A 25,524-nucleotide genomic window follows, 5' to 3' on the forward strand; every position below is an offset into this window, starting at 1 on the left:
GGACGGAGGCGCTCAGCCTCTTTCCATGAGCCTGTCCGACTGTCGGACAAGTTCCCGCGGCCCAGCTGGGACGGAGGCGCTCAGCCTCTTTCCATGAGCCTGTCCGACTGTCGGACAAGTTCCCGCGGCTCAGCTGGGGAGGGGGGCAGTCCGTGGCTGGCCAACCCGGTCCGACTGTCGGACAGGTTCGTGCCGTGCTCCGCCGACGGGGAGGCCCATGAGCTCCGGGCTCCAGAAACACGACGCCCCGGATTCCATCGAGGGAACCCAGGGCGCGGGGTGCGAACGCGATGGCCACGGGGGCCTTCGCGTCACGCGGGGACTCAGGCGAGGTTGAAGATCTTCTTCAGGTCGGACTCGACCTCTTCCTCGGAGCAGTCCTTGGCCAGCGACAGCTCCTTGATCAGCAACGAGCGCGCCGTGTCCAGCATCTTGCGCTCGCCGAACGACAGGTCCTTGTCGCCCTTGAGCAGGTACAGGTCGCGGAGCACCTCGGCGATTTCGAAGACGGAGCCCGTCTTGATCTTCTCCATGTACTCGCGGTACCGGCGGTTCCACGTGGTGGAGTCGACGGAGATGTCCTTCTCGCGGAGGATGGAATAGACCTGCTTGACGTCCTCCTCGCTGATGATCTCCCGGAGGCCGACCGACCCGACCTTGTTGATCGGGATCATGATCCGCATCCCGTTCTCCAAGATGCGCAGCACGTAGAACGACTGGCGCTGCCCGGCGACCTCGGTGTGCTCGATGCCCATCACCTCACCGACGCCCTGGCCCGGATAAACCGCCTTGTCACCAGTCTTGAAGCTGGTCTGCACTAACTGCCTCCTTGGAGAAAGCTTCGACCCCGGCCTTCACGCCAGCCACTACTACCACAAACCACATCCACGGGCAACGAAATCGCCTTGACCACCCGATGACAGCCGCACTACGGTGTCCGGTTTTGTGTGCGGTGTCGCTCGGTGTGTGAGCGCCGCGAGACGGACGGGGCGGTGGGTGGGGGTGGGTGTTGGTTCGTTATGCGTGGCGCGACCTGGGTACGCGTCCGTTGTTCTTTCCAGCGCTGAGCCTCTTGCTCGGCGCCCTTTGGCCAACCGGAACAGAGAGCTTCGCCGGGGTATTTCTCCTCTGCGCGCTTTGCCTGGGAGGGCTGGGCCTGGCGCTCGGCCCGTTGCCTGGAGCCCACCTGGCGGTGCTCGGCGCGCTGGTCCTGACGGGCGCGGGGCTTTCCTCCCTGGAGGCGCGGGTCGACGTCCCGCCCTCCCTCAAGGAGGGCGGCAGCGCGGTCCTCGAAGGCGAGCTGGAGCGCGTGGAGCGCTTCGATGGCGCCGTGAGACTGCGGCTCGCGGTGGCCCGCGCGGGGTTGCTGCCAGAGGCTCCAACCGCCGCCCGTTTCCGCGCCAGCCTCTCCGGACGGGGTGAGCGTCTGGAATTGCACCCCGGGCAGCGCGTGCGGGTGGAAGCGCGGCTCGTGCCGGATGCGCCTCCTTCGAATCCGGGCGAGCGGGACTTCTCCTCAGCGCGGCGGCGGCAGGGCGTGGCCTTCACGGGCGGCTTCGTTCCGGGGCGCGTGCTGACGCTCTCCCCTGCCCCCTTGTGGCGGCTCGCGCTGGAGGATGTGCGCGGGCGGCTGACGACGGCGGTGCATGGGGTCGCGCCCTCGGCGGACGCGGCGGCGCTGTTCCTCACGCTGGCCGCCGGGCAGCGCGCGGACCTGGACGCCTCCTGGGAGGACGCGTTCTCACGGGCGGGGCTCGCGCACGTGCTCAGCGTCAGCGGGCTGCACGTGGCGGCGCTCGCGCTGATGACGCTCGCGCTGCTCAGGCGGGGGCTGGTGCGGCTGGGTGGACGCTGGCGGACGCTGGAGGCGCGGCGGTGGGCGGCTCCGGCGGCGGTGCCCTTCGTCTGGGCCTACGTGGTCTTCACGGGCAACCAGGCGCCCGCGGTGCGCTCGGCGGTGATGGCCTCGGCGGTGCTGCTGGGGCTGTCGCTGTGGCGGCGCGCGGATGGGCTGAATGGCCTGTCGCTGGCGGCGCTGGTGCTCGTGGTCTGGACGCCTTCCAGTGTCGTGGACCTGTCGCTCCGGCTTTCATTCCTCGCGGTGCTGGGGCTGGTGCTGCTGTCGCCCGCGCTGCGCGAGGCCCTGCCCCTGGAGCGGCCGGCCCCTTCCGAGCCCCGATGGATGAAGCGGTGGGCCGGCCAGGCGCGGGAGACCGTGGCGCAGACGCTGTGCGCGAGCGGCGCGGCGACGCTCGTGGGGCTGCCCGTGGTGGCGGCGGCGTTCGGCCGGGTGAGCCTGGCGGGGCTCGTGTCCAACATCGTCGCCCTGCCCCTGTGCGGCCTGCTCACCGGGCTCGCGGCGGGCGGCGCGGCCCTCTTCGTCGTGGCGCCGGTCCTGGCGACGCCGGTGCTGTGGGCGGGCGCCTGGGCGTCGGAGCTCCTCCTCGTGCTGACGCGGGGGTTCGCGGCCGTGCCCTTCGCGGCGGTGGAGGTGCCGGGCCTGGGGCCGTGGCTCGGCGGGGCGTACGCGGTGGGGCTGGGCGCCTGGGCACTGGGTTCGGGGCGCTGGCGATGGCTGGGCCTGCTCGTGCCGGGGGCCGTGCTGGGCGCGCTGCTGCTGCCCATGCTCGCTCCGGAGCCCGCGCTGCGGATCACCTTCCTCTCCGTGGGCCAGGGGGACGCGGTGGTGCTGCGCTCCCAGGGCTGCCACGCGTTGGTGGATGCGGGCGGCGTTCCAGAGGGCGCGGATACCGGGGAGCGGTTCGTCCTGCCCTTTCTCAAGGCCCAGGGCGTGTCGCGGCTGGACCTCGCGGTGCTCTCCCATCCGCATCCGGACCATGCGCTCGGGCTCGTGTCGACGCTGGCCCAGGTGCCCACCGAACGCCTGTGGCTGTCCGCGGGGAGCGCGGAGGGGCCGCTGTCCCGGCGGATCATCTCCGCGGCGAAGGGCGCCACGGTGGAGGAGGTGGAGGTGGGGCATCCCGCGTTCGTCCTGGGCGAGGCGACGCTGGAGGTGCTGGGGCCACCCGTGGACCGGGAGCTGATGGAGGGCGCGAATGACCGGAGCGTGGTGCTGCGCGTGCGCCATGGCGACGTCACCGTGCTGCTAGCGGGCGACGTGGAGGAGGAAGGCGAGGCCGCGCTCGAGGAGGCCCTGGGCCCGGTGACGGTGTTGAAGGTGCCGCACCATGGCTCGCGCACGTCGTCCACCGCGCCGCTCCTGGAGCGCACCCGGCCGCGTCACGCGGTGTTCTGCGTGGGCCGGCGAAACCGCTACGGGTTCCCCCATCCGGAGGTGGAGGCGCGCTACCGGGCCCTGGGCACCGAGTGCTGGCGCACCGACCGGGACGGGGCCATCACCCTGGAGAGCGACGGTGAGGACGTCCGGCTGGTGTCCTTCCTGCCGCGCGTGGATTCCTCGCCGCCCCCCGTTGCCGGGAGTGGGGGGCAGGCCCAGCTTGAGCGGTGATGATCTCCGACGACCTCGACCTCCGGCAGCTCACCACCCAGCTCAAGGCCCGCCTGGGCCCGGGCGAGCCCGTGGGCTACCTGCGCGGCAAGTCCCTCATGCGCGACCTGTTGCTCGACATGAGGGAGAACCGGTTCTCCGAACTGGAGGCCGAGGAGCTCGTCGACACGCTGGAGGCCCGGGGCTTCGTGCGCTTCCTGGGCGACCCGGCGGAGCGCTCCGTGGCGGACGCGCCGTGGGACATCTCGCCCCACGCTTGAGGCGCCTGCCTACTGGAAGACGAGCCACCCGAAGCGCGGCAGCGCGTGGAAGTCGCCGATGAAGAGGGGCGAGAAGGACTGGCCTTCCACCTGCCGGCGGTCGTGGTGCTCCAACCGGTAGAGGTTGAAGCGCCAGCGCTCACCCGGCTGGGGCGGAATGTGCGGCACCTCCGCGAGCCGGTTGAACGGGATGGCCATCTCCACCGTCCAGCCCTCGTCGCGGTCGGACGCGTCGTCCAGCGTGCCGCGCACCTTCACCGCCGTCTTCATGCCTGAGTCCCAGGAGCGGTCCATGCCCTGACGCCGCGCGGGGAAGTACGCGTCGAAGATGACGTTGTGGGGGGACACCTGCAGCTCGTTGTACGTGCGCCCGTCCGCGTTGGCGTCGAGGAACACCTCCACGACCTCCTGCTCGTAGATGGAGTCGTCGCGGTCGCGCATCGTGCCCCAGATGTCCGGGTCCTCCACGTCGAAGGCCACGTACAGGTTCGCGTCGTCGTAGACGAGGCGCGCCTGCGTGCGCAGCCGCACGGGCCGGCCGTCGAAGCTGCCCATGAGCGTCACCGGCTTCGCGCCCTTCCAGGCCTCGTCGTCCAGCGCGCCGTCGACCACCGGCGCCTTCTTCACGCGCGTGACGGCGTACTCCGGCAGCGCGGGAGGCTCACCGCCCAGGAGCGGACCGCGCATGCGGTTGCCCCCCAGCTGCATGCGCGGATCATCCACCGCGAGCCGCTCGTCGTCCTTCCAGAAGCCCAGCACGAGCCGTGCGGGCGTGGCGGGCATGGCGACGGTGTGCACGTCCTCCAGCACCCGGCCCACGGGCCAGGTCTCCAGCGGCGCGGCGCCGTCCTGGAACTCGTGATCCGCGTTGGCCAGCATCTGGCCGCTCTCCGGATCCACCACGTGCGCGAAGAAGTGGAAGCCCTGGGGCGGCGGGCGCACGGCCTGGAAGTAGTGAGAGATGCGCACCGGCTGCCCGGGCGTGGCCTGCTCCGGCGTCACGCGCGCGCCCAGGTAGACGATGGCGCCTCCGGCGAAGGTGGCGCCGCTGCGGAAGGTGAGCCCCTCCGGGGCCGCGTCGAGCGTCCGCAACGTCGTGGGCGCGGGGAGCTTGGGCGTGCGGTGGGCGGGGCCCGCCTGTTCATCGCGGCAGGCACCCCCCACGAACAGGACGGAGGACAGCAACGGGACGAGGGCAAGGGAGCGGAGGCGCATCGAAGGCGCGGAGTCTACCCCTCCCCGTCTTCCGGGAAGCGTTCTTCCTCAGGGTCGGAAGAGCGCTTCCCGTGCCTGGGCAACCCGTCCGCAAGGGAGGGCGGCCGAGCCAGCGGGCCCCCGGGCCCCGGTTGGCATGGACCAGGGGACACCCCACTTTTCGGTCCAACACAGGGAGGGGACCACATGAGCAAGGGATTGTTGGCTGGCGCGGCGGTGGTGACGGTGTTGGCGGCGGGTTCCGCACAGGCGGCTTCGACGGAGCTGCGCAGGTCGGCGGACATGCGCGGCCTGACGTTCCTCGTGGGCGGTGGTGTGGAGGGCTACACCAGCGGCCTGCGCGACCAGATTGATCCAGGTCTGGCCTACGGCGTGACGGTGGCCATCAAGCCGACGAACGTGCTGGGCCTGGAGCTGGGCTACACGGGCGCCATCAGCAACTTCAACGACAGCCGCGTGCTGGCGACGGACACCAGCGGACCGGACATCGTGCGCAACGGCGCGCAGGCGGCGGTGACGCTGGGCCTGACGGCCACGCCGCTCCAGCCGTACGTCATGGGCGGCCTGGGCCTGAGCCGCTACAACGTGCGCTCCGCCGCCCTGGGCTTCCAGGACGACACGGTGGGCAACGTGCCGGTGGGCGCGGGCCTGCGCCTGCACATCGGCAGCTTCACCGCGGACGCGCGCGTGAACTACAACTTCCTGTTCGACCAGGAGTTCGCGCTCACCGTGCCGCCGTCCGACGTGGACCTGGGCGGCGACGAGACGTTCAGCAGCGGTGGCCGCTACGTGGGCACCATCAACCTGGGCGCCACCTTCTAGACAGAAGCGATGGCCGCCGCCGTCCCGGCCTCCGGACATGGGGGGCCGGGGCTGGATGGGGCCTGGGGGCAACCTCGCGAAAACGCGACGTCCGGTGGCAGGCGTGAGGCTTGCTGCCGGGCGTCCGCATGCGCTTCGAATTCGAGCACCTGGGCACCCCCACCCCGTTCGAGCTGACCGAGGGCCACCACCTCCTGGGAGGAGGCCCCGACGACCATGTCCACCTGGAGGGCCTTCCTCCAGGCCTGTTGACCCTGCGCATCGACTCCGGGCGGCTCATGGTGGAGGCGGTGCGCAGCTTCACCGTGAACGCGGTGCGCGTGCTGCCCGGCGTGTCCCGCCTGGTGGTGCCCGGCGAGGTGCTGGGCCTCCCGGACGGCATGTGCCTGCGCGTGCTCGCCGAGCCGAGCGCCCCCGGGCGCGGCGTGGGCACCGTCGCGGTGCTCAAGGGCCTGCTCACGGATGCGGGCGTCCTGCCCTCCCGCGCCGCCACCCTCACCTGCCTCACCGGACTGGACGTGGGCCGCTGCCACGCGCTCGCGGAGGCGTACACGGACATCGGCCGGGGCGACGGCGCGACCCTGCGGCTGCGCGACCGGGCCGTGTCGCGGATGCACGCGCGGATCCGCCGTGAGGACCCGGGCTTCTTGCTGGAGGACCTGGGCACGCCCAACGGCGTGTTCCTCAACGGCGTGCGGCTGGAGGCCCCCGCGCCGCTGATGGATGGGGACGTCGTGGAGCTGGGGCGCTCGCTGCTCCGCTTCCAGGCGGCGTTCGATGAGGCATCAGGGGAGGCGCGCCCCGCGCCCCGGCCCGTGGCCACCGTGGATGAGCCCGCGGATGCGGCGACGCCGCGGCCTCCCGGAGGAGGGCCACGGCGCCTGGAGGGGTGGATCATCGCCGGGGCCGTCGCGCTGGCCCTGGGTGCGCTGCTCGTCACCTCCCTGGTGGCGGCGACAGGCTGAAAGAAGCGCACGCCCTACGCCGGCAGGGGCGAGAGGCCCGCGCGCTCCACCAGGAGCCGGGCCAGGTGCCGGTGGTGACGGAAGAAGCTGGTGAAGTGCACGAAGCCCTGGCTGCCCCGGATGGCGTAGACCGTCACCGGCCCGGGGAGGACGTCCAGCTTGCGGATGTCCGCGAAGGAGAAGCGCCGGGTGCGCACCATGCCCCGGCAGGTGATGCCCCGCGAGTCCACTTCGATGCGCGTGCGGCCGTAGTAGGTGACGGACACCCCGAAGAAGACGACGAAGAAGGCCGCGGACAGGAACGTCTGCAGCGGCACGCCGTCGAAGTGGAACAGCCAGGCGAAGATGCCCAGCCATAACAGGCCTGCCGCCGCCATCACGGCGGCGAGCACCCTGCGCGGGCGAAAGATTTGGTGCGGCTGCTTCCCCTCCACCGTCCGATCGCGTCCGTCCATGCCCTATAAAATAGTGGGCCGGACAGTCCCTCGGACCATGCCCGTCTGCTCTCCTGGCAGACGGTCAGCGCAGGCGCTCGGCCTTCTGCCGGGACTCCTCTTTCAGCTCGGGGCGCACGTCGGCGGCGGTGGAGCGCGCGTAGCGCGCGTAGAGGTCGCGGGCCTCCAGGTTGCGGCCCAGCGCGCGGTACGCCTCCGCGAGTCCGTACAGCGGCGAGGCCGCGTCCGGCTCCAGCTTCAGCGCGAACTGGTAGTCCGCCGCGGCCTCCGCGTAGCGCCGCAGCCCGATGTTGGCGCTGCCCCGCGCGATGTACGCCACGGTCAGGAGCGGCTCCTGCTGCAGGGCCTGCGTCAGCGTCTGGAGCGCGGGCCCGTAGGCGCGCTGGCTGATGTGCTGGACGCCCTGCTCGTAGGCGCGGCGCGCCTGGGCCCGCGTCGTGTCCGCCACGGGACCCGAGCCGGGCGGCTGCCCCACGGCCTGCGGCGACGCTCCGAGTTCGCCCTGCTTCACGCGCGCCCGGGTGATGTTGTCCTGCGCGCTCTGCCGGATGGCGGCGTCCTGGGTGAGGCGCGACGCGGCCTCCCACTCGTCGATGGCGCGCGCGTAGTAGCCGAGCACCGCCAGCGCGTTGCCCAGCTTGAAGCGCGCCTCCACGTGATCCGGGGCCGCGTGCTCCGCGTCGAGGAAGGCGAAGGCCGCCTCGCGGTAGCGGCGCTCGCGCATCAGCGCGTCCCCGTCGCGGATCCGCGTGGCCGCCAGCACGGCCTGCGACGTGCGCGGGGGCTGCGGCTCCACCGCGCCAGGCGGTGTGTCGGTGGCCGGGCCCGGTGCGCGCGCGGCCTGGGCGGCGGGCTTCGCCTCGGAGGCCTGAGGCTGGGCCCAGGCCGGCACCGCCAACGTGCCGAGCCACACCACCGCCGAGACCCCGAGCTGGAACCTGCGCGTGCGAACCATGTCCCTCTCCCGTCCTGGCCCCCGGCGGGCCAGGACCACTGCGGCCTGCGTCCTTCCTAGCTGCGGAAGGGGTTCTGCAGGAGCACCGTCTCTCCGCGGTCGGCGCCCACGGAGACGCACACCACGGGCACGCCGCTGACCTCTTCCACGCGGCGCACGTAGCGCTTGGCGGCTTCCGGCAGCTCGTCGAAGGTGCGCACGCCGGCGATCTTCTCGTCCCAGCCGGGCAGCGACTCGTAGATGGGCTTCACGCGCGCCAGATCCTCGTAGTCACCGGGCAGCTCGGTGACGCGCTGGCCGTCCAGCTCGTACGCGTTGCAGATGCTGAGCGTCTTGATGCCGCTGAGCACGTCCAGCTTGGTGAGCGCCAGGCCCCACAGGCCGTTGACGCGCACCGCGTAGCGCAGCACCACGCCGTCCAGCCAGCCGCAGCGGCGCGGGCGGCCCGTGGTGGCGCCGAACTCGTCGCCCACCTTGCGCAGCCGGTCTCCCAGCTCGTCGCTGAGCTCCGTGGGGAACGGGCCTCCGCCGACGCGCGTGGTGTACGCCTTGCTGATTCCCATCACCTTGTCGATGGCCGTGGGGCCCAGGCCCGAGCCCACTGCGGCGTTGCCCGCCACGCAGTTGGAGCTGGTGACGAACGGATAGGTGCCGTGGTCCACGTCCAAGAGCGTGCCCTGCGCGCCCTCGAAGAGGATGCGGGCGCCGCGGCGGACCTGCTCGGAGAGGAAGAGGGACACGTCGTGCACGTAGGGGCGCAGCCGGTCGCCCAGGGCGGAGAACTCCGCCAAAATCTGCGGCGTCTCCAGGGTCGGCACGTCCACGCCCGCATGGGCGCAGAGGTCCTTCAGCTCCTCCAGCGCGCCGGGCAGGCGCTCGTCGATGCGGCGGCGCAGGCGCTCCGGGTGGAGCAGGTCGCGCACGCGGATGCCCCGGCGGGCGACCTTGTCCTCGTAGGCCGGACCGATGCCCCGCCCCGTGGTGCCGATGGCGCTGCCGCCGCGGGCCTTCTCGCGGAAGCTGTCCAGCAGCTTGTGCCACGGGAAGATGACGTGGGCGTTGTCGGAGATGAGCAGCTGCGCGTCATCCTTGAGGAAGCCGCGCGGCTTGAGCGCGTCGATCTCCCGGACGAGGACGGCGGGATCCACCACCACCCCGTTGCCAATGACACACGTCTTGCCCGGGTGAAGGATGCCGGACGGAATCAGGTGCAGGACGGTCTTCTGCCCACCCACCACCAGCGTGTGGCCCGCGTTGTTGCCGCCCTGGAAACGGACGACCACCTGGGCGTGCTCGGTGAGAAGGTCGACGACCTTGCCCTTCCCCTCATCTCCCCACTGCGCTCCGATGACGACGACGTTCGGCATGGTGCCCGCCGCTTAGCACGCGGGAGGGGCCGGGTGACAGTGTTCCGCGAAGCCGCAGTGAAGGGCCTGGCAGGCCGCTTTGTCCCACCCCGGCCATGCCCGCGACATTTCGGCCTGGACAAGCGCCCGGACGCCCTCTGCGAGCCGGCGCACCGCCCCGGCGTCGGCGGATCCGGCCGGGAGGAACTCCGGCTCCGGGGAGGCGTCTCCCAGGAAGGCCACGCCCACCCGCACCGGCACCCCGTCACGCACCATCCTCGCTGACGCCAGGGCCAGGGCCGTCAGCTCATGGGCGCACGCGGCCGGGCCCAGGGGGTGGCGAGCGCCCGGGCGCAGGAGCACCGCCACGGCCTCTCCATCCGGCGACTCCCAGAGCAGATCCACGGCGCCCTCCACGCTGGCGCTGTCGTCCAGGTCCAGCACGAAGTCCAGGCCCCGGTGGATGGTGGACGCGGGCACCGCCGCGAGTTGGCGGGCGAACATCGTGTCCAGGAAGCGCTCCACGCTGGCGAGCACATCGCCCGGGTCGTCCTCGTCCGGCTCCCGGCCCGCGCTCCGCAGCAGGTTCTCCAGGTGCGCGCGCCGCTCGGAGGCCTCCACGTCCGGTCCCGCGAGCGACAGGTCCACTTCACGTAGCAGCCGCGTGACGAGCTGGTCCGGACGCTCCACGGGCAGCCAGCCGTCAGCTTCCACGAAGAGGGGCGCGGCGCGCGCGGGGGACTCCCATGGCTCGGATCCGGCGGCGAGCCCCAGCCGGTGGAGCTGGTGGTAGCGGCGCGGGCAGGTGAGGAAGTCCTGGACCGCGCGCACGCTGGCGACCGCCGGGGCGTCGGTGAACACGGCGGCGCCGGGCCCGGAGGCCTCGTCGGACATCCGCTCCAGCGCGGACTCCAGGCGGATCCGCGCCTGTTCGAGCTGCTCCTCCGTGGGCGGCTCCGGATCCGCGGGCGGTGGCAGCTGCTCCACGTCCACGTCGTTGGCGAGCGCGCGCAGGTCCGGATCCGCGTCCAGCCGGCGGTCCACGCGGTGCCACCAGGTGTCGGTGCCCGCGCGCTTCTCCTCGCCGCCGGACAGCACGAGCAGGTCCTTGGCGCGCGTGAGGGCCACGTAGAGCAGGCGCAGGTATTCGGCGTCCTCGCGGGCCTTCAGCTCGGCGCGCACGGCCTCGAAGCGCTCGGAGGTGAAGGTGTCCAGCGAGTCCGGCATCCACGGCCGCAGGGCCAGGCCGAAGGAGCGCTCGAAGTACGCCCGGGCGGACGTGGCGCGGCGCCGTCCGCCCATGCCGGGCACGATGACCACCGGCCACTCCAGGCCCTTGGCGCGGTGGATGGTGAGCAGCTGCACGGCGCGAGGGTCGCCCTCGTCCAGCAGGTCCGCCTGGGCCTCGTTGGGGTCGGAGTCCGCCAGCTGGCGCAGCTCGCGCGCGAAGGCCACGCAGCCTCCCGTGCCGCGCTCGTCCCGGCGCGCCGCCAGCGACAGGAGCTTCTCCACGTTCGCGCTCGCCTGCTCCGCGTACGGAGAGCCCGCGAGGGCTTCGCGATAGCCGGTCGCGTCCAGCGCGGCCTGCAGGAGGGCATGCACGCCCAGGCGATCCCGCTCGCGCCGCAGCACGGGGATGAGCTCCAGGAAGCGCGCGAGCCGCGACTGCTCGCGCGCGGACATGGCGGCGCGGACCTCTTCATCCACCAGCCGGGGTGAGCCGAGCGACAGCGGCAGGTCCCCCGCGAGCCGGAACAGCGACGCGTCCGACAGGCCCACCAGCGGCGAGCGCAGCACCGCGGCGAACGCCAGCGCGTCGTCCGCGTCCGCGAGCAGCGCCAGCAACGAGGCCAGGTCGCGCACCTCCTGGGCCCCGTAGAAACCGCGGCCTCGCAGCACCCGGTGCGGCACGCCGTGGCGGATCAACGCCTGCCGGTACTCCTCCAGGTGCGTGAAGGTCCGGAAGAGCATGGCCACGTCGCCGCCGCGCGCGGGACGCAGGCCCTTCTTGTCCTCCGTCATCACCGCCGGCGGCGCACCCGGCGCGAGCATCACCCGCAGCCTGCGGGCCACCGCGTCCGCTTCGTACTCGCGCAGCTCCGGGGCGGTGTCGGCCTCCGGCAGGGTGAGCCGCTCCACCACGGGCCCTTCGGCCAGGTCCGGGCGCGTGGGCGACAGGTCGTCCGTCTCGGGTACGTAGACGACCTCGAAGGGACGGGGCGTCTCCTCCATCGCCACGAGCAGCCCGGCGAACGCGCGGTTGAAGAAGGACAGGACCCCGGGCAGCGAGCGGTAGTTGTTCTGGAGGAAGCCGCGCATGCCGCCCTCGGCTTCGATCTTGTCCGCGAGGACCTTGAACACGGACACGTCCGCGCCACGGAACTCGTAGATGGACTGCTTGCGGTCACCCACCGCGCACAGGAACGCGGGCTCCAGCGGCAGCGAGGCCACGAGGTCCGCGTCCGGCGCCAGCTCGCGCGGGCCGCCTTCGCGCTTCTCCGCCAGGAGCAGCACCAGCTCCAATTGGAGCCGGTTCGTGTCCTGGAACTCGTCCACCAGCAGCGCGCCCAGCCGCTCCTGCACCTGCTGCCGGAACTCCGGATGGTCGCGCAAGAGGTCGCGCGCCTTCACCAGCAACGAGGTGAAGTCGAACACGTTGCGCCGGGTCAGCTCCGCGTCGTGCCGCTCCTCCACCTGGGTCAACAGGTCGCGGAAGGTCGCTTCGAAAGGCGCCGTGCGCCACGCGGCGTAGGCATCCTCCAGCCTCCGCACGGAGCCGTCGCTCTTGCCCTTCACCTTCCAGAGCAGCTCCTTCAGGCATGCGCCCGCGCCCTTGCGCAGGTTGGCCAGGTTGCGCGGCTCCGACAGCAGCACGTTGCGCAGCGTCGGGAAGTAGCCCGGCTGCATGAACGTGTCCGGCGTCATGCCCTTCAACGCGGGCTCGCACGCGTTCAGCAGATGGCTCCACTCGCCCTTGGTGTCCTGGGCGCGGGCGTCCAGGCAGAGGCGGCGGCAATCCTCGATGAGGGCTTCGAGCTGCGCCTTGTCCGCCACGCCGTCGCCCACGCGCGCGGCCGCGGCCTTGAGGCCCTCTTCGCGCAGCGTGCCGTAGACGTCCATCAGCGCGGCCACGAGCCCGTCGGAGAAGCCGGAGCCTGAGAAGCCCAGCTCCGCGCACAGCTCGCGCACGCGCGCGTCGCCGCCCTCCAGCGCGTCCAGCACCACGCGTTCGGTGACGTCCTCCAGCAGGCCCGCGGCCTCCAGCTCGTCCAGCACCTCGAAGGCAGGGTCGATGCCCACCGCGGGCGGCGCGCGGCGCAGGAGCTGACCGCAGAGCGAGTGGAACGTGCCCACCGTCGCGGCGCCCAGCTCCTCGCGCACCTTGCGCCACGCGTCCTGCGTGGGGAACGGGCGCTCCAGCCTCGCGAGCGACGCGCGCAGGTCCTTCTCCGCGTCGAGCGGGACGTCTCCCTGGGCCAGCGCGTCCAGGCGCTCGCGGACGCGCTTGCGCATTTCGGCGGCGGCCTTGTCCGTGAACGTGAGCATGCACAGCCGGGACGGGCGCAGCGGCTCCGCCTGCCGCGCTCCCGCGAACAGGTGCAGCGTCATCGTCACCAGGCTGTACGTCTTGCCCGCGCCGGCGCCCGCCATCAGGGCCAGGTTCTTTTCCAGCGCGAGCATGTGGGGCGCGGTGTCGCTCATCCGCTCCCCTCGTCCGAGATGCGGCGCTCGGTGATGCGGCACACCGCGCGGTAGCCGCACTTGCCGCAGTCATTGGGCCGCGCCGGGAAGTCGCCCTTGCGCAGCTGGCGCACCAGCGACTCCACCGCGTTGGGCAGGTTGAGGCCGGCGGCCTCCGCCACGCGCTGGCGCACCTCCGGGTCGGTGGACAGCAAATCCTCCAGCTCCGCGGCCGGCAGCACGGAGGACAGGTGGATGGCGTCGCCCGTGCGCAGTGAGAACCACGCCGCGTTCTTCGCGCCCACGTGGCCCGCTACGCGCGCGGCGTAGAGGTACAGCGGGAGCTGGAAGTCCGAGCGCAGCAGGTTCTCCTTCAGCGTGCGCTTGTCCAGGCGGCCCGTCTTGTAGTCGATGACGCCCACTTCCGGGCCGGCCGTGTCCAGCCGGTCGATCTGTCCCTCGAAGACGATGGCGTCCTCCGCCACCATCAGCTTCACGTCGCTCCAGCGCTTGTCCTCGGCCGCGGGGCCGAAGCGCAGCTCGAAGCCTTCGGGCACCAGCGGATCAAAAGGCAGGCCGTGCCGCGGATCCGCGAGGATGCGCCGGGCCATGGCCTGGGCCTTCTCGCCCGCGAGCTTCCACAGCTCGTGGTGGCCTACGTGGTACAGCTCCGCGAAGTGCCGGCTGGCCTTCTTGACCGCCTTCTCCAGCACCTCCTCGGGGATGTCCTCCGGCGCCTGCCCCAGGAGCTTCTTCTCCTTGAGCGCCTGGAAGACCTCCTCCATCACGCGGTGCCAGAAGGTGCCGCGGCCCCGGGCATCGAACTCCTCGTTGGCCACCACGGGCTCGGCCACCTTCAGGCCGTACGCGATGAAGCCCTGGAAGCCGCAGTTGCCGAACTTCGACAGGGCGCTCGCGGACAGCGGGCGCTCCAGGCCGAAGTGGAACGTGTCGCGCAGCTTCTGTTCCAGCAGGGGGCCCTGCACGCCGCCGGTGAACTCTCCGGGCAGTTCGTCCTCGCGGCCGAAGAAGCGCAGGCGCGCGGCCTCCATGTGGGCCAGCTCCCGAGCGCTGCGGAACCAGTCGTCCGTGCCGAAGCGGTCCTTGAGCAGCTTTCCCGCGGGGTCCGGCTCCGTGACACGCAACGAGGGGAACGTCAGGCCCGCCAGCGCCTCCAGCGCCACGGTGCGCCGCAGCTCGGACGGCGTGAGCACTTCGTCCAGCGGCAGCACCGGGGGCAGCGTGCGAGTGGACCACTTGTGGCCGGTGAGCCGGCGCACCTCCTCCAGGAACGCGGAGGGCACCTGCTCCTGTCCCCCCGCGGCCTTCACCGCGAACGACAGGCTCAACGAGCCCTCCGCCGCCGCGAGCGCGCTGGCGAAGAGCAGACGGTCCTCCGTGAGGCGCCAGGGTGCCCGGTCGTCGAACTCGCCACCGGTGAGCCGGAACACGTCCCGGGTCAGGTGCTGGTTGAGCGCCACGCGCTCCGCGTCTCCCAAGAGCGGCGACGGCGGATCCCTCCCGGGGAGCCGGCCTTCGGTGAGCCCGGCGACGAAGAGGTGCCGGAAGGTGCGGCCCGGCACCTCCGCCAGGTCCAGCACCTCCACCGCGCCCGCGGACGGGCCTCGCGCGGGCAGGTGCACGTCGCGCAGCGCGTCCGCCAACCAGCGGCCCAGCACGCGCCGGGTGATGCGGGGGCCTCCGCCCACGGCGCGCAGCGAGCGCAGCAGCGCTTCCATCCGCTGGCGGAACGCCGCGAGCGCCGCGTCGTCCCGGGCCCTCGCGTCCTCGATGCGCGCGCCCAGGGTCCCGGCCTCGCGAGCCTCAAGGGGCCCCGCGGAGTCCAGCAGGCCCAGCCGCTCCACGACCTTCCACCACGCGGCGATTGACTCCGCGGCGGGGGCCTCCTGGGGGATGTGGCGGCATTCGTCGATGAGCCGCATCACGCGGTCGCGCAGCGCGCGCACGGCCAGCACCTTGCCTGCGTCCTCCTTGCGCTTGCCGCCCTGCGCGGCCATCCGGCGCGCGAGCCCTTCCAGGCGCACGTCGTAGGCGCCCTTGCCTCGCGTGGCGCCCAGGCGGTCGTCGCGCGCGGCGGCGAGCGCGAAGAGGGTCGCGGGCGCATCCGGCCCGCCGCGCGACAGCGAAGGCACGTAGCGGCTGGAGACGAGCTCCGCCACGCGCTCGGCCGGGAAGCCGTCCTCCATCAGCACCGGCAGCTCCAGCGCCAGCCGCACCGGCCCCGCGAGCGCGAGCGGTTCCCCCCACGGCAGGCGCACCGGCACGCCCAGATCGCCCAGGGCCTCCGCGAGCCAGCCCGCCTCCGGGCCCAGGTCGCGGTACGCGATGGCGATGTCGCCCGGCGCGCTGCCCGAGTCGATGAGGCGGCGCACGTCGCGGGCCACGACGCGGGCCTCCTCGCGCGCGTTCGTCGCGTTCCACACGGACAGCCCGTCCACCGCGCCCTTCAGCACGTCGCGCGCGGCGCGGGGCGAGAACAGGTGCCGGCCGAGGTCCGTGAAGGGGCGGCCCTCGAAGGTGACGTCCGCCTTGAAGAGGTCCACGTGGGGCATGGTCTCGCCCCGGTTCTCGAAGGCGCGGAACAGCGCCGCGAGCGCCGCGTCGGCCACCGGCGAGCCGCCCACCGGCGTCTCCACGCGCAGCGGCACGCGCCGGGCCTCGCACGCCGCGGCGAGCCCCATCAGCAGCTCCAGCTTCGACGGGCGCACGTCGTAGACGCCGTGGAGCACCAGCCCCGTCACCCCGTCCCACCCCGAGGGCCACGCGCCCCGGGCCAGCGCCTCGCGCGCGCCCCGGAGCACGTCCTCGCGGTCCGCGAGCCCCAGCTCCGCCAGCCGCTGTTCGTACAGGTGATAGAGCCGGGCGAGGACCCGCGCGCGGGTGCGGCGCTCCGGGGGCAGCACCTCCGCGGCGTCCTGGAGTTCGCGCGGAGAGAGCCGGCCCGCCTTCAGGTCCAGCAGCACGTCCGCGGCGGCACGGGCGAAGGCGGGCTCGCGCACGTAGTCTCCAAACGGAGTGGGACCCAGCATGGAGCCCAGGCCGGCCACCACGGCGCGGGCCGCAATCGCGGGGCAGGGCCGCCGGTTGAGCTCGCGCGCTCCACCCAGCGCGTGGACGAAGTCGTCCCACGTGAGCAGGTGGCTCCCCACGGAGATGCCCCGCGCACGCCGCTCCGACCGCAGGGCAGCCTGGCGGCGCGCGGCATCTGGGAAGACGTGGAGTGTGCGGCCAGGGCGGGGCATGCGGGGCGAGGACTCTAGAACGGCCAGGGGCGCCGTTTTCATGCTCCTTTCTGCCCATTCCCACGCCCTGGCCCGTTGTCCGCTCGCCTGCCGCCCTCGGAACCCGGGAAGTCCCAGGACGCGAGCCTTTCCGCCCGACCCGCGTCGGCTCCGGGCAGGCTGAGGCGCCCAGGGCTCAGAACCTGTCCGACAGTCGGACCGGCTCTGGAGCGCTGCGGTTGGCGCCGCGCGGCTGCGGAAGCCTGTCGGACAGTCGGAGCCGGGCTGGACACGACCGTGGCTGGCGTCATGGCGCCGTGAAAACCGGTCCGACAGTCGGACCAGGCTTGCCCACCGAGGCAGGCGTCATGGCACCGCGACAACCTGTCGGACAGTCGGACAGATTCTGGAACGCCACCGCGGGCACCCCGGCACCGCGAAAACCTGTCGGACAGTCGGACAGATTCTGGAACGCCACCGCGGGCACCCCGGCACCGCGAAAACCTGTCGGACAGTCGGACAAGTTCTGGAGCCCCACGGCTGCAACCATGGCGCAGCGAGAACCTGTCGGACAGCTGGACAGGTTCCAGGACACCGCCGCTGGTACCAAGGCGCTACGAAACCGGTCGGACAGCCGGACAGGTTCCAGGACACTGCCGCTGGGACCAAGGCGCTACGAAACTGGTCGGACAGTCGGGCAGCTTCTTCAGCGCTGCGGTTGGCGCCGCGCTACCGTGGAAGACCCTGCCCGACAAGCCGACATGGACGTCAGGGTGTGAGGCTCCGCAGGCGATTCAGCGCGCGGTGAGGAAGGCCTCCAACTCCCGTGCGAGCAGCGCGGGTGCGGAGACGTGGGCCACATGGCCCTGCCCCGGAAGCACCCGGAGGGACGCGTGCGGGAGGACTTTCGTCAGGGCATGGGCAGGTTCCGCGAGGAGCACCTGGGGGCTCCGGTCGCCCAGGACCACAAGGGTGGCAGTGTCCACGGCGCGGAAGCGCTCCACACCTATCGGGAGGTCCGCCACCGCGCTGACTTCGCGTAGGAAGGTTTCCATCATGCCGAGTTGCTTCACCCACTGCGGCGTCTGGCGGAAGGCGTCGAGTTGCTCCGGCGTGAGCACCCGGAAGATCCTGTGCTGCGCGGCCACGAGCGCCGCGTCGGGACCCTCGCGCTTCCAGGTCGTGCGGACGAACTCCACGGCTTCACGCGCGATGCGCTGGGAGATGGGGAACGGCGGCTCGTAGAGCACCAGGCGCGCAGGTGGCCGTTGCGCCGCCGCCTCCAGCGCGAGGATTCCACCCAGCGAATGTCCGAACAAGCAGGCCCCGGGCCCTGCCTCCTGCATCAGCGCGAGTACGTCCTCGACCTCGCGTTCCAGCGCATACGCCGCCCCGTCAGCGCTGGCGCCGCGTCCGCGCCGTTCCAGCACGAAGTTCGTGAAGCGCGGGGACAGCCGCGACGCGACGTGCCGCCAATCGTCCCACGTGCTGAGCGTGCCGCAGATCCAGACGAGCACGGGCCCCTGCCCGTGCCGGAAGTACGACAGCGACGTGCCATCCGCGGAGGTAAACCGGTGCTGGGTGAACGCAGCCGGTTCCTTCTGGACCGCTCCGTCCGACGTCTCACGCGGGCCGGTGCCGGCGGTGCTCGCGCAGCCCGCGAGCACCATGGCGGCTCCCGCGCTCAGCATTCCGCGACGGGAGACAGCGACCTCAGCCAACACGCGGCGTTGAGCCCCTGTCCCCCGCTCAGCGAAATGAGTGCCTCCGGACTCTGGCTCCCCGTCAGCGAACGCGCGGTGTTGAGCCACGGGCTCCCGCACGGCGATACGAGTGCGCCCGGAACCTGGCCTCTCGTCAGCCAACACGAGGTGCCGGGCCACGGGCTCCCGCGCGAGAGTACGTGCGTCCCCGAAATCAGCCTGAGGGTCGGCCTCGCGATGGCCGGGGTCCTCGAGCGGCACAGCGCGGACGGACGAAGGTGAAGCGGAAAATGGCGGAGCCTTCCGTGGCGTGGACATGGCGCGTGTTTCCTTTCGCCGGCATTCATGCGGCGGAAAAGGCGTGCGCGAAATGACGCTGGCTGCCATTTCACCCCGGACACGGGAGTCTCGAATCACCAATCCCCGGAGGAACGCATGGAGAGCCTCTCCGCCATCGGCGTCTTCGCCCGCGTCGCGGAAACCGGCAGCTTCGCCTCCGCGGCCCGCGCGCTGGCCATCACCCCTTCTGCCGCGAGCAAGAGCGTAGCCCGCCTGGAAGAGCGCCTGGGCACGCGCCTCTTCCAGCGCACCACGCGGCGCATGCACCTCACCGAACAGGGCGCCCGCTTCCACGAGCGCTGCGTGCGCGCCCTCACCGAGCTTCGCGACGCGGAGTCGGAGCTCGCCCACTCGGCGCACACCCCGCGAGGCCGCGTGCGCGTCTCCGTCCCGGAGATGCTCGCCCTGCGGCTCATCATCCCCAACCTTCAGCGCTTCCGCCGCGAGTACCCGCACCTGGAGCTGGACCTGGACATCAACGACCACGTGGCCGACATCGTCGGGGACGGGCTGGACGCGGCGGTGCGCTGCGGCGAGCTCACCGACTCGCGCCTCATGCGCCGCCGCCTGGGTCCCAAGCGCTTCATCCTCTGTGCCTCTCCCTCCTACCTCCAGGCGCACGGCACGCCGCGCTCGCTCGACGCGCTCCAGGAGCACGACTGCATCCGCTATCGCTTCGTGTCCACCGGCCGCGTGGAGTCCTGGGCCCTGCGTCAGCCCGCGTGCGCCCCCGCGCCGCGCATCCCGGAGACCTTCGTCTTCAACAACAGCGAGGCCGTCACCCACGCGGCCCGGGCGGGCTTCGGCATCGCCCAGTTCGTGGAGTTGATGATCCGCCCGGAGCTGGAGGCCGGCACGCTGCGCCCCTTCCTGCGCGAGCACTCGCTGGAACGCGGCGCGCTGTGGCTGGTGTGGCCCCAGGCTCGGCGAACCCCGCCCAAGGTGAAGGCCCTGGGCGACTTCCTGGCGCGGCTCGTCGAAGAGGACGAGACCGGGGCGCGCTGAGCGCCCATCACCCGGATTGCAGGAAAAGGGCGGAGCGCCCTTATGCTCCTCCCCCCATGCCTGCCTCCTACCGGACCCTCGCCACCTTCTGCCTGCTCCTGCTGGCGCCGCTGTCCCCCGCTGCCGCGCAGGACGCCTCCGATGCGCCGCGCGCACTGCGCTTCAACTGGACGCGCGACGGCATCATCACCGGCACCGCGGGAGTGCTGTGGATCTCCACCGAGTCGGTGTTCAAGGACAACCTGGCCCCGGCGCAGTGCCGCTGGTGCGACCGCGCTCCGGACGGCACCGACCGGCTCAACCGCCTGGACCGCTGGGGCCGAGGCATCGCGGGCAGCACGGAAGCGTCCCGCAAGCGCGCGGACACCTGGAGCAACATCATCGGGTTCGCTGGCCTGCCGCTGGGCCTCATGGGCACCCAGTACGCGGTGGGGCGCAGCAGCGGCGCCTCCACGGAGTTCTTCGCCCAGGACGCCACCATCATGGTGCAGAGCGCCGTCCTCGCCTCCGTCGCCAACCAGGCGGTGAAGTTCGCCGTGGGCCGCGAGCGCCCCTTCGTCCACGTCCTCCCGGAGGAGGAAAGGGGCCTCACCGCGCACCCCAACGACAACAACCTGTCCTTCTACAGTGGCCACACCAACCTGGCCTTCTCCCTGGCCGTGTCCGCCGGCACCGTCGCCGCGATGCGCGGATACAAGCACCAGGCCATCGTCTGGGGCGTGGGCCTGCCGCTCGCCGCCTCCGTGGGCCTTCTGCGCATGGGCGCCGACAAGCACTATCTCTCCGACGTGCTCACCGGCGCCGTGCTGGGCACCGCGTTCGGCGTCGCCGTGCCCCTGCTCCTGCACGGCCGCGTGGATGACACCCAGCCCGCCGCGACGCGGGCGTCCTCGGTGTCACTCAACCCGATGGTCAGCACCCAGATGGTGGGCCTGTCCGGCGCCTTCTAGCCACGCCCCACCAGAAGTTCGTGAACGCCTCCTGGGCAGTGCAGAGCCTCTGAGCGACAGCGGGGATGAAGAGCCGTGGTCAATCACGAAGCAGGTGGGCCTGGGGAGTGGGCCATGGAACGCCAGAAGCACACGGGCCAGCGGACCAGGGACGCCCAGGGGGCCATGAAGCGCCTCGCCCACATTGCGAAATGCCCCATGGTGGATTCAGCGAAAACCCGTGGGTGGAACCTCGATCTGCTGAAGACCTCCTCCGGAGGCAAAGCGCCAATACGTGACTGACTGTCGGACCGGCTTTCACAGGCCGCGCCCATCACGTCCAGCCCTGCGCATTTTCCACCGGCCCCCAAGGGGTCAAGTCCCGGGGCGGCTGAAGGCAGCGACTGCTCGCTGTCCCGTTCCACACGGAAGGCCTGAGCATCAAGGCAAGGCGCAATCCCAAGCGGCTCGGTGTCCTCGGCGGTGGGCGCGAGGCAGCAGAGGCCAGTCCCATCAACGCTTGGGCATATCTCCAGCGTCTCGTCCGACGCGTTGGTTGGCACGGGAGCGCCGAAGCCATGATTCGCCCTGCCGTGGAGTGTCTCCAGCGAATCATCGTGCATGGTGGCTGACGCGATGCTGTCGGTGCCGCGATCCTCGGCCCAAGGGCGTACCTCCGGCGCATCCTCCAGCCCGGTGGCTGCCACGGGCACACCGAGGAGACCCTCTTTGGGGATGTGAGCCTCGGGGGACGCTGGCACCTGAGGAGCAGGTGCGAAGGCATTCAGCACAAGCTCATCGCAAACCTTCATCAGTTCCGGCAGTTCGTGCTGAAGCGCCCGCACATTACGCTCCGGCAGGGCCTCCATCACGCAACAGACCCACTGGCGCAGCGCCTCACCGCCCAGGAGCGGCAGCAGTTCGACGGCGCCTCCCAGGAAGGCCCGCTGCAGGGACTGAACGAGGAGCACGTGCCCGGGACGGTCCGCCACCCGCGCCGCCAGCCGCAGCAACTCGAATTCCAACTGGGCGCAGGCTGCCCCCGGCTCCCAGCGCGCCGCGTTCCAGAGCTGGAAGCACATGGTTCCCAGCCGGTCCAGGTCGAGGTCCGAGGCCTTCGCGCAGCAGTCGACCAGAAGCTCCACCAGCACCTGCCGCTTGAGGCTGAAGGAGCCCTCCAGAAGCCACCGGGCATTCGGGGAGCGCACGTCATGCAGCGCCAGGCCCAGGTTCTCCAGCGTCAGCGACTCATCCAGCGCCACCGCGCGCGTCTTGCGGCCAGGGTGTTGCACCACCAGGCCCCGTGCCGCCAGCCGTCGCAGCGCCTCGCGGATGGTGCCCCGACTCACCCTATAGCGCTGCGCCAGCTTCGCTTCGGGGCCGAATTGCCCGCTCGGGTGCAGTCGCCCCAGCGCGATGTCGCGCTCGATTTGCGCTTCCACATAAGCCACGAGTCCTACCCGTCCCATCCCCATCCCCTCCCTTGTCCCAGCATCGCCATCCAACCACAGGGGTCTGACATGGACGTGCGAGCCCACCATTCTCATTGCCAGCCAGGAGGTCGCCCTCCGGCCCCAGGCGGCGAAAAACCTGTCCGACTGTCGGACAGGTTTTGAGGCGACCGGTCCCGGGCGGGCTCCTCTCCCGCTGCCCCACTTTGGGATCCGAGGACGCACGTCGTCTCGCTCCTACCGGACCCGCGCGACCTCGGGCCCAGGCGGAGAGGAACCTGCCGGACTGTCGGACAGGTTTGGAGGGAATCGGGTCCGGGACGGGTGGCTCTGCTCGCGGCCCCGCCTTGGTATCCGCGTCCGCACGACGTCGCGGCTCGCCGCTCTGTTCCGCGAAGGGTTCGTCCTCGGCTTCCTTCGGTACGAACCTGTCCGACTGTCGGACAGGTTTTGAAGCGACCGGCCCGGGAGGGCGCTTCTGCTCGTAGCTCCACCTTGGTGTCCGCACGCTCACGACGTTGAGCTCCGCGCGGCGCGCATCCTCGGCTTCCTGCGGCGTGAGCCGGTGTCCGCCCCCTGGACAGGTTTGCGGAGACAGGGCCGGGGGCGCTTCTGCTCGTAAACATGATTGGGTGTCCGCGCGGACGACGTTGCGGCTCACCGCTGCATTCCTCGAGGCGCGCGTCATCGGCTGCATGCGGTGCGAAACCTGTCCAACGGTCGGACAGGTTTTGAGACGACCGGTCCCGGGCTGGTGGCCCTCTTCGTGCCCCTGATTGGGTGGCGCCGCGCGCACGACGTCGCTCAGGTGCCAGGCCAGGACGCCCTCGGGCCGCAGGCGGGGAATCCTGTCCGACTGTCGGACAGGTTTTGCGGAAACCGGGCCCGGGCGGACGCCTCTGCTCGAGAACCGGCCTTGGCACCAGCGCATGTCCATGCGCATCGATTGCCGTCCACCACTGCGCTCCGCGAATCGATTGCCGTCCACCACTGCGCTCCGCGAGATGCACGTCCTGGCACTTCGTGCCATACGAAGCTGTCTGACTGTCGGACAGGTTTTGCGGAAGCCGGGCCCGGGCGGCCAGCCCTGCTCGAAATGGCCTTGGCCCCCGCGCATGCGTGCTGGTTGCCGTCCACGGCCGCGCTCCGTGCGGTGCGCGGCTTCGGGCTTCATGCGCCGCGAACCTGTCCGACTGTCGGACAGGTTTCGCGGAAGCCGGGCGCGGACGGGCTCATCTGTACGTGCCCTACCTTGGGCTTCGCGCATGCATGACGTCGCGGGCCACGGCCGCTCCGCGAGGTGCTTGTCCGATTGGGTAACTTCGGGTTTCGGCGTGGGTGGACGAACTGCTGGCGCCCTCCTGGACCGCGTCCCTTGTCCGGGCGCGCGCAAGGCGACACTTCGGCCCCTCGGGTCCCGAGGCGTACCCTCCTGACATGGTAGGCAATCCGTTCACCTTCGTCGGACGGGCTCCTTCCGTGCGCTTCATCCTGTCTGTTTCCTTCCGTGCGCCACAGGGCCGCGTCCATGCGCCCTCCCCGCGTGAAGGACGCTCCGCGTGTCGAGCGCTTCGGGCCAGCGCTGCCCCCGTCCACGTTCACCGGCTTCGCCGTGGCCGCGTTGGCCGTGCTCGCCATCGCCCTGCTCTCCTACCGCACCCTCAAGACGCGCGCGGCCACGGGCGAGATGGTGACGCATACGCTCACCGTCGCGGCGAAGCTGGAGGAGGTGCTGTCCACCGGGAAGGACGCGGAGACGGGACAGCGCGGCTTCCTCCTCACGGGAGCGGAGAGCTACCTCAGCCCCTATTCCCTCGCGAAGAAGACGCTGCCGGAGAAGCTCTCGGAGCTTCGCGGACTCATCGCCGACAGCGCTGATGGAGACGGAGGTCGTGGAGGTGGAGTGCGCCGCCACCGCGCATGACGCGCTCCAGCGGCTTCGCGAGCACACCTTCGACTGCATGGTGATGGACCTGCACCTGCCGGACCTGAGCGGCCAGGACCGCCCATCGTCTACACCGGCCACTCGCTCAGCCCCGATGAGGAGCAGCAGCTGCGCCGCTTCTCACGCTCCATCATCATCACGGGCGTGCGCTCCCCGGAGCGGCTGTTGGACGAGGTGACGCTGTTCCTGCACCAGGTCGAGTCGCGCCTGCCTCCGGAGCACCAGCGCCTGCTCCAGGCCGCGCGCGACCGCGAGTCCACGCTGGAGGGCCGCCGCATCCTCGTGGTGGAGGACGACGTGCGGAACATCTTCGCCCTCTCCAGCGTGCTGGAGCCCCGGGGCGCGAAGGTGGAGATCGCCCGCAACGGCAAGGAGGCCCTGGCCCTCTTGACGAAGAGCCTGGCCCAGCAGCGGCTCGCGGTGGACCTGGTGCGGATGGACATCATGATGCCGGAGATGGACGGACTCACCGCCACGCGCGAAATCCGCAAGCACGACGCCTGGCGCAAGCTGCCCATCATCGCGCTCACCGCGAAGGCCATGCGCGATGATCAGGAGAAGTGCCTCCAGGCCGGCACCAACGACTCCATCGCCAGGCCGCTCGACGTGGAGAAGCTGCTGTCGCTCCTGCGCGTCTGGATGCCCAAGGGGTGAGTCCGCGCATGCTCGACGTGGCGACGAAGGAGTTCGACATCGAGCTGCGGCTGCTGCTCGAGGCGCTCTACCCGAAGTACCACCATGACTTCCGCGGCTACGCGGAGTCCTCACGCAAACGCCGGCTGGCCCAGGCCGCCGGGCACTTCGACTGCGCCACCCTGTCCCAGCTCCAGGGCCGAATGCAGCACGAACCCTCGCTGCTGGACTACCTCTCCGTGCAGGTGAGCGAGCTGTTCCGCGACCCGTCCTGCTTCCGCCACCTGCGCGAGCACGTGGTGCCGGTGCTGCGCACCCATCCGTCGCTCAAGGTGTGGGTCGCCGGATGCAGCACGGGGGAAGAGGCCTGGTCGCTCGCCATCCTGCTGCGCGAGGAGGGGCTCCTGGAGCGCACGCGCATCTACGCCACGGACATCAACCCCAGCGCGCGGAGGGCTGCGTGTACGCGGTGGACCGCATCGCGTCCTTCACCCAGGACCACCGGCTGTCCGGCGCGCGCACGTCGCTGTCGGACTCCTCCACCGCCGCGTACGGCGGCGCGGTGCTCGACCGGCCGCTCAAGGGGCACATCGTCTTCTCGGACCACAGCCTGGCCACCGACAGCGTCTTCGCGGAGGTGCAGCTCCTGTCGTGCCGCGATGTGCTCATCTACTTCAACCGCGAGCCGCAGGAGCGCGCGCTGGGATTGTTCGCGGAGTCGCTCTGTCACAAGGGGTTCCTGGGCCTGGGGGCGCGCGAGTCGCTGCGCTTCTCCTCACGTGAGGCCTCGTTCACCCCCGTCGTCCCCGAGGACCGGCTCTACCAGAAGCGCCAGGGAGGACCCGCCGCCATGCCCACTCCGCGCACTGCTCCGCCCGCTGGCCGCGTCGACGCCATCGTCATTGGTGCGTCCACAGGAGGGGTGGATGCCCTGACCCACCTGCGGCCCGCGCTGCCCACGAACTTCCGGCCCGCGGTCCTCGTCGTCCTGCACCTGCCGCGAAGGCTCCCCAGCCTGCTGCCGGAGGCCTTCACCGCCCGGTGCACGCTGCCGGTCCACGAGGCCGGGGACAAGCAGCCCATCCAGCCGGGGACCCTCTATTTCGCGC

17 protein-coding genes and 2 pseudogenes are annotated in these 25,524 nt (G+C 71.4%); 10 read left to right on the forward strand and 9 right to left on the reverse strand.

What is annotated here, in order from left to right; all coding sequences use genetic code 11:
- Nucleotides 1–323 precede the first annotated feature (323 nt).
- On the reverse strand, nt 324–818 hold the full coding sequence (locus tag D7W82_RS00085; protein ID WP_014398206.1) for a CarD family transcriptional regulator: 495 nt from the start codon (nt 816–818) through the stop codon (nt 324–326).
- A 191-nt stretch (nt 819–1,009) separates the two neighbouring features.
- On the opposite strand from D7W82_RS00085, the gene D7W82_RS00090 reads away from it, so the two are divergent.
- Together D7W82_RS00090 and D7W82_RS00095 are read left to right on the forward strand one after the other, a co-directional pair.
- Nucleotides 1,010–3,469, forward strand: coding sequence for a DNA internalization-related competence protein ComEC/Rec2 (locus tag D7W82_RS00090; RefSeq protein WP_120616343.1), 2,460 nt, complete (start codon nt 1,010–1,012; stop codon nt 3,467–3,469).
- Nucleotides 3,469–3,729 (forward strand): hypothetical protein, encoded by a 261-nt coding sequence (locus tag D7W82_RS00095; RefSeq protein WP_014398208.1) that lies wholly within the window; start codon nt 3,469–3,471, stop codon nt 3,727–3,729. The genes D7W82_RS00090 and D7W82_RS00095 overlap by 1 nt, the downstream gene beginning before the upstream one ends.
- A gap of 9 nt (nt 3,730–3,738) precedes the next feature.
- Here D7W82_RS00095 and D7W82_RS00100 read toward each other — a convergent pair whose 3' ends face one another.
- Complete coding sequence (locus D7W82_RS00100) at nt 3,739–4,944, reverse strand: carbohydrate-binding family 9-like protein (protein ID WP_120616344.1); 1,206 nt, start codon at nt 4,942–4,944, stop codon at nt 3,739–3,741.
- Between the two features lie 186 nt (nt 4,945–5,130).
- Here D7W82_RS00100 and D7W82_RS00105 point away from each other — a divergent pair, with 186 nt between their 5' ends.
- Together D7W82_RS00105 and D7W82_RS00110 are read left to right on the forward strand one after the other, a co-directional pair.
- Nucleotides 5,131–5,766, forward strand: coding sequence for an outer membrane beta-barrel protein (locus tag D7W82_RS00105; RefSeq protein ID WP_014398210.1), 636 nt, complete (start codon nt 5,131–5,133; stop codon nt 5,764–5,766).
- A 128-nt stretch (nt 5,767–5,894) separates the two neighbouring features.
- Nucleotides 5,895–6,731, forward strand: a complete 837-nt coding sequence (locus tag D7W82_RS00110; RefSeq protein ID WP_120616417.1) for an FHA domain-containing protein — start codon at nt 5,895–5,897, stop codon at nt 6,729–6,731.
- A 14-nt stretch (nt 6,732–6,745) separates the two neighbouring features.
- On the opposite strand, the gene D7W82_RS00115 is transcribed toward D7W82_RS00110, so the two are convergent.
- The 6 genes from D7W82_RS00115 to D7W82_RS00140 all read right to left on the reverse strand — a co-directional run bounded on the left by D7W82_RS00115 (nt 6,746) and on the right by D7W82_RS00140 (nt 18,101).
- The gene (locus tag D7W82_RS00115; RefSeq protein ID WP_120616345.1) at nt 6,746–7,186 is read right to left on the reverse strand and encodes a PH domain-containing protein; all 441 of its coding nucleotides are present in this window, start codon (nt 7,184–7,186) and stop codon (nt 6,746–6,748) included.
- A gap of 64 nt (nt 7,187–7,250) precedes the next feature.
- Complete coding sequence (locus tag D7W82_RS00120; protein ID WP_120616346.1) at nt 7,251–8,141, reverse strand: lipopolysaccharide assembly protein LapB; 891 nt, start codon at nt 8,139–8,141, stop codon at nt 7,251–7,253.
- 56 nt (nt 8,142–8,197) lie between these two features.
- The gene (locus D7W82_RS00125) at nt 8,198–9,508 is read right to left on the reverse strand and encodes an adenylosuccinate synthase (protein ID WP_120616347.1); all 1,311 of its coding nucleotides are present in this window, start codon (nt 9,506–9,508) and stop codon (nt 8,198–8,200) included.
- Nucleotides 9,509–9,520: 12 nt separating this feature from the next.
- Nucleotides 9,521–13,189 carry a UvrD-helicase domain-containing protein gene (locus D7W82_RS00130; RefSeq protein WP_120616348.1) on the reverse strand — a complete coding sequence of 1,223 codons (3,669 nt, stop codon included), beginning with the start codon at nt 13,187–13,189 and terminating at the stop codon, nt 9,521–9,523.
- Nucleotides 13,186–16,431 (reverse strand): PD-(D/E)XK nuclease family protein, encoded by a 3,246-nt coding sequence (locus D7W82_RS00135; protein WP_120616349.1) that lies wholly within the window; start codon nt 16,429–16,431, stop codon nt 13,186–13,188. Before D7W82_RS00135 ends, D7W82_RS00130 begins: the two co-directional genes overlap by 4 nt.
- Nucleotides 16,432–17,204: 773 nt before the next feature.
- Entirely contained in the window at nt 17,205–18,101 is an 897-nt protein-coding gene (locus D7W82_RS00140) for an alpha/beta fold hydrolase (RefSeq protein WP_158617543.1), read from the reverse strand.
- 447 nt (nt 18,102–18,548) lie between these two features.
- On the opposite strand from D7W82_RS00140, the gene D7W82_RS00145 reads away from it, so the two are divergent.
- Both D7W82_RS00145 and D7W82_RS00150 read left to right on the forward strand, forming a co-directional pair.
- Entirely contained in the window at nt 18,549–19,457 is a 909-nt protein-coding gene (locus D7W82_RS00145) for a LysR family transcriptional regulator (protein ID WP_158617544.1), read from the forward strand.
- A 56-nt stretch (nt 19,458–19,513) separates the two neighbouring features.
- The gene (locus D7W82_RS00150; RefSeq protein WP_120616351.1) at nt 19,514–20,407 is read left to right on the forward strand and encodes a phosphatase PAP2 family protein; all 894 of its coding nucleotides are present in this window, start codon (nt 19,514–19,516) and stop codon (nt 20,405–20,407) included.
- An 83-nt stretch (nt 20,408–20,490) separates the two neighbouring features.
- Here the strand turns inward: D7W82_RS00150 and D7W82_RS00155 are convergent, their stop codons facing one another.
- Nucleotides 20,491–21,861 (reverse strand): FadR/GntR family transcriptional regulator, encoded by a 1,371-nt coding sequence (locus D7W82_RS00155; protein ID WP_233587198.1) that lies wholly within the window; start codon nt 21,859–21,861, stop codon nt 20,491–20,493.
- 1,504 nt (nt 21,862–23,365) lie between these two features.
- Here D7W82_RS00155 and D7W82_RS00160 point away from each other — a divergent pair.
- The 4 genes and pseudogenes from D7W82_RS00160 to D7W82_RS42110 form a co-directional block, all read left to right on the forward strand.
- Complete coding sequence (locus D7W82_RS00160) at nt 23,366–23,761, forward strand: CHASE3 domain-containing protein (protein WP_120616352.1); 396 nt, start codon at nt 23,366–23,368, stop codon at nt 23,759–23,761.
- Nucleotides 23,762–23,926: 165 nt separating this feature from the next.
- Nucleotides 23,927–24,436: a response regulator gene (locus tag D7W82_RS00165; RefSeq protein ID WP_233587199.1), complete on the forward strand. Its 510-nt coding sequence runs from the start codon at nt 23,927–23,929 to the stop codon at nt 24,434–24,436.
- An 8-nt stretch (nt 24,437–24,444) separates the two neighbouring features.
- Nucleotides 24,445–24,804: pseudogene (locus D7W82_RS42105) on the forward strand (CheR family methyltransferase); the annotation flags it as partial.
- Nucleotides 24,762–25,508 (forward strand): annotated as a pseudogene (locus D7W82_RS42110) (chemotaxis protein CheB); the annotation flags it as partial. The pseudogenes D7W82_RS42105 and D7W82_RS42110, both read left to right, overlap by 43 nt.
- Nucleotides 25,509–25,524: the final 16 nt, after the last annotated feature.

This window comes from Corallococcus sp. CA049B, from assembly GCF_003611685.1.
Classification (GTDB): Bacteria; Myxococcota; Myxococcia; order Myxococcales; family Myxococcaceae; genus Corallococcus; species Corallococcus coralloides.